Here is a 4535-nt window from a genome sequence, read left to right on the forward strand (position 1 = left end):
ATGCACGGCGCCCTGGCTGCCATCGACCAGCACCGGGATGCCCCTGGCATGGGCGCGTTCGATGATCTGGCGCAGCGGCGTCACCGTGCCCAGCACGTTGGACATATGGGTAACCGCCACGATACGGGTGCGCTCGCTCAGCGCCGCCTCGAAGGCGTCGAGGTCGAAGCTGCCATCCTCGCGCACATCCACCCAGCGGATCACCGCGCCCTTGCGCTCGCGGTGGAAATGCCAGGGCACGATATTGGAGTGGTGCTCCATGATGGTGGTGACGATCTCGTCGCCTTCCCCGATGCGCGGGCCGGCGAAGGATTGCGCCACCAGGTTGATCGCCTCGGTGGCCGAGCGGGTGAAGACGATTTCCTCGCTGCGCCCGGCATTGAGGAATTTGCGCGCCGCCTCGCGGCCGCCCTCATAGGCTTCGGTGGCGCGGTTGGCCAGCGTATGCAGGCCCCGATGCACATTGGCATATTCGTGCCGGAAGGCGTGATCCATCCGGTCGAGCACCTGCACCGGCTTCTGCGCCGAGGCGCCGCTGTCCAGATAGACCAGGCGATGGCCGTGAATCTGTTCCGAAAGGATCGGAAAATCGGCGCGGATTTTTTCGAGATCGAAGGTCATTTTCATTCCCGTGGCGGGCACTGATCCCGCTTCTCCCCGCTCAAGGATCGGGGGTGCGCCGGCCTTGGCCGACGCAGCATGATGCAAAGGGCGCGGGCCGGGGATTATTTCCCCGACAGCAGCCAGCCGTCGACGACGGTGTTGAGGGCTTCGTTGAGCGCCTCGTCCTCGATCGGGTCGAGCACTTCGGCGATGAAGCCGCGCACCAGCATGGTTTCGGCCTCGGCCTGGGGAATGCCGCGACTGAGGAGATAGAACATCCAGTCCTCGTCTAGCTTGCCGCAGGTGGAGCCATGGCCGCACACCACGTCGTCGGCGTAAATCTCCAGCTCGGGCTTGGAGAGGATTTCCGCCTCGTCCGAGAGCATCAGCCCCTGATGCATGAACTTCGCATCGGTTTTCTGGGCGTCGCGGTCGACCACCAGCTTGCCCTGCACCACGGCCTTGGAACGGCCGCGGGTAATGGACTTGAACAGGGGCTGGCTGGACGTATGGGGCACCGCGTGGTGCGATTCCATGGTGATGTCGAGGTGCTGGCCATCGGAGGCCAGGTTCAGCCCCCCGATATCGGCATGAGCGCCGGCTCCCGCCAGGATGGGGAAGAGCTGGGTGCGCGCCAGCGCCGCCCCGGCATGGATGACCAGCGTCCTGAGCCGGGCCCCATCGGCCAGGCGATATTCGTTGGTGGCGAAATGCGAGGATTTTGACGGCGACAGGTCGAGCGTCACATGGGTGACGGCGCTGTTCTTGCCCAGAGCCATATAGGTGGCGTGGTTGCCCATATGGGCCGCGTCGCTGCCAGAGAAGGTCTCCAGAATGGTGACCGAGGCGCCATCGGCGACGAAGATCTTGAGTGCATCGACCGCATGGGCGGCCTCGCCCTCGATGCGCCGGTCGATCTGGATCACCGTGTCGACGCCGTTTTCCACGCTCAGCGACAGGGCTTCGCTCGCCAGCCCGTTATTGATGCCCACCAGGGTATCGTCGCGGGTGGAGAGCACGCCGCCCTCGGTCTTGCCGACGATCAGGCCGGCGGGAACGGCGCCGGCGGCCTGCACGCGACCGTTGACGATGGTCAGCACATAGGCGCCGGGCACGGCGAGCGAGGGCGGGTTGGCCGCATTGGCGGCGCCGGCCAGCGGCGGCACCGCGCGCAGCAGCGCCTTGAGGTCGGTATAGTGATAGCTCTCGACGCGGCGGGTCGGCAGGCCGGCCACGGTGATGCGTTCGGCAACGGCGTCGGCGCCGGCACTCTTGAGCTGGGCGATCAGGCTATCCTCGGCGGGGCCGAGGCGAACAGGCATGGTTGAGCGCATGGGTCAGGCCGCCTGTCCGTCGAAATCGGCATAGCCACGGGCTTCGAGCTGAAGCGCCAGATCCTTGTCGCCGCTCTCCACGATGCGCCCGTCCGAGAACACATGCACCACGTCGGGCACGATGTGGTTGAGCAGGCGCTGATAGTGGGTGATGACCAGCATGGAGCGGTTGTCGGCGCGCAGGCCGTTGACGCCCTTGGCGACCACCTGCAAGGCGTCGATGTCGAGCCCGGAATCGGTCTCGTCGAGCACGCAGAGCGTGGGCTTGAGCAGCGCCATCTGCATGATCTCGGCGCGCTTCTTCTCGCCGCCCGAGAACCCCACATTGAGCGGGCGCTTGAGCATGTCGCTGTCGATATTGAGGAGCGAACCGGCTTCCTTCATGGCGCGCATGAAATCGGGGGTGGACAATTCCCCCTCGCCGCGCGCCTTGCGCTGGGCGTTCATGGCCGCCTTGAGGAAGGTCATGGTGGCGACGCCGGGGATTTCGATCGGGTACTGGAAGGCCAGGAAAATGCCGGCGGTGGCGCGCTCGGCCGGCTCCATGTCGAGAATGCTCTCGCCATTGAGCAGGATTTCGCCCTCGGTGATCTCATAGTCCTCCTTGCCGGCCAGCACATAGCTCAGCGTCGACTTGCCCGAGCCGTTGCGGCCCATGACGGCATGGACCTGCCCGGCAGGGATGGTGAGGTTGACGCCCTTGAGGATTTCGCGGTCCTCGATGCGGGCATGCAGGTTGCGGATTTCAAGAATGGGAGTGGTCATGTCTGTCTCCAAAAGCCGGGGTCGCCCTAGGCGCCCGCCCGGCGGGGTCACGATGATGAATTAGCCGACGCTGCCTTCGAGGCTGATGGCGATCAGCTTCTGGGATTCGACCATGAATTCCATGGGCAGGTGCTGGAGCACTTCGCGCACGAAGCCGTTGACGATCAGGGCCACCGCCTCTTCCTCGTCGAGCCCGCGCGCCTGGCAATAGAACATCTGGTCGTCGGAGATCTTGGAGGTGGTCGCCTCGTGCTCGAACACGGCCGTGCCGTTGCGGCTTTCGATATAGGGCACGGTGTGGGCCCCGCATTTGTCGCCGATCAGCAGGCTGTCGCACTGGGTGAAGTTGCGGGCATTGGTGGCCTTGGCATGGGCCGAGACCTGGCCGCGATAGGTATTGTCCGAGAACCCGGCGGCGATGCCCTTGGAAATGATGCGGCTGGAGGTGTTCTTGCCCAGATGGATCATCTTGGTGCCGCTGTCGATCTGCTGGTAGCCGTTGGAAATGGCGATGGAATAGAATTCGCCCTGGCTGCCGTCGCCGCGCAGGATGCAGCTGGGATATTTCCAGGTGATGGCCGAGCCGGTTTCCACCTGGGTCCAGGAAATCTTGGAATTCCTGCCCCGGCAGTCGCCGCGCTTGGTGACGAAATTATAGATGCCGCCCTTGCCGTCCTTGTCGCCCGGATACCAGTTCTGGACGGTGGAATATTTGATCTCGGCATTGTCGAGCGCGATCAGTTCCACCACGGCGGCGTGCAGCTGGTTTTCGTCGCGCGTCGGGGCGGTGCAGCCTTCCAGATAGCTCACATAGCTGTCGGGCTCGGCGATGATGAGCGTGCGCTCGAACTGGCCGGTATTCTTCTCGTTGATGCGGAAATAGGTCGACAGCTCCATCGGGCAGCGCACGCCCTTGGGGATGTAGACAAAGGAGCCGTCGGTGAAGACCGCCGAATTGAGCGTGGCGAAGTAATTGTCCGAAACCGGCACCACCGAGGCGAGATATTTCTGCACCAGCTCGGGATGCTCGCGGATGGCTTCCGAGATCGAGCAGAAGATGATGCCCACCTTGGCCAGTTCGGCGCGGAAGGTGGTGACCACCGAAACCGAGTCGAATACGGCGTCGACCGCCACATTGCCCGAATAGGGCGTCTTGGGCTCGCCCGCGCCTTCGACGCCGGCCAGGATGGCCTGCTCGCTCAGCGGAATGCCCAGCTTTTCATAGGTGCGCAGCAGCTCGGGATCGACTTCGTCCAGGCTCTTGGGGCCCTTGAAGGCCTTGGGCGCCGCATAATAGCTGATCGCCTGAAAATCGATCTTGGGATAGTGGACCTTGGCCCAGCTCGGCTCGTCCATGGTCTGCCAGCGGCGGAACGCATCGAGGCGCCAGTCCAGCATCCATTGCGGCTCGTCCTTCTTGGTGGAGATGAGACGGATCGTATCCTCGGTGAGACCGACAGGGGCCACCTCGGATTCGATATCGGTCTCGAAGCCGTATTTGTATTTGTCGACATCGAGCGCCAGAACCGATTCCACGGTCTCGCGATCAATGTTCTCCTTGAGGGTCGGGATGTCGTAATCCATTCGGCTTCTCCTTTTTGCCCATTGGCGAGTCAAGGTCGCCAGGAGCCGTCTAAACTTGCTGCGGCGGCGCTAGGCCGCCTGTCCCTGCCGCGCCCGCTGGCGCTCAAGGATCGATCGGTAACCGGCAAGGAACGCATCGACGTCCGCGCCGGTGGAATTCCAGCCCAGGCTGACGCGCAGCGCGCATTCGGCCAGCTCGGGCGCCACGCCCATGGCGGCCAGCACATGGCTGGGGCCGACCTTGCCCGA

At 64.0% G+C, this 4535-nt stretch carries 4 protein-coding genes and 1 pseudogene; all 5 read right to left on the reverse strand.

Annotation, left to right across the window (positions count from 1 at the left end; all coding sequences use genetic code 11):
- Window positions 1-621: aminotransferase class V-fold PLP-dependent enzyme (locus VDP82_RS14290; protein WP_323015516.1), on the reverse strand; the 621-nt coding region annotated here is incomplete at its 3' end.
- A gap of 104 nt (window positions 622-725) precedes the next feature.
- Window positions 726-1925: a Fe-S cluster assembly protein SufD gene (gene sufD, locus VDP82_RS14295; protein ID WP_323015517.1), complete on the reverse strand. Its 1200-nt coding sequence runs from the start codon at window positions 1923-1925 to the stop codon at window positions 726-728.
- A 15-nt stretch (window positions 1926-1940) separates the two neighbouring features.
- Entirely contained in the window at window positions 1941-2690 is a 750-nt protein-coding gene (gene sufC / locus VDP82_RS14300) for a Fe-S cluster assembly ATPase SufC (RefSeq protein WP_323015518.1), read from the reverse strand.
- Window positions 2691-2762: 72 nt separating this feature from the next.
- Window positions 2763-4286, reverse strand: a complete 1524-nt coding sequence (sufB, locus tag VDP82_RS14305) for a Fe-S cluster assembly protein SufB (RefSeq protein ID WP_416347122.1) — start codon at window positions 4284-4286, stop codon at window positions 2763-2765.
- 69 nt (window positions 4287-4355) lie between these two features.
- Window positions 4356-4535 (reverse strand): annotated as a pseudogene (locus VDP82_RS14310) (cysteine desulfurase); the annotation flags it as partial.

The sequence above is a fragment of the Devosia sp. genome, from assembly GCF_034675085.1.
Taxonomy (GTDB): Bacteria; Pseudomonadota; Alphaproteobacteria; order Rhizobiales; family Devosiaceae; genus Devosia.

Bases quoted from the DNA above. Each gene is read 5' to 3' on its own strand.
- sufD (WP_323015517.1), bottom strand. From the start codon at position 1,925: ATGCCTGTTCGCCTCGGCCCCGCCGAGGATAGCCTGATCGCCCAGCTC.
- sufB (WP_416347122.1), bottom strand. From the start codon at position 4,286: ATGGATTACGACATCCCGACCCTCAAGGAGAACATTGATCGCGAGACC.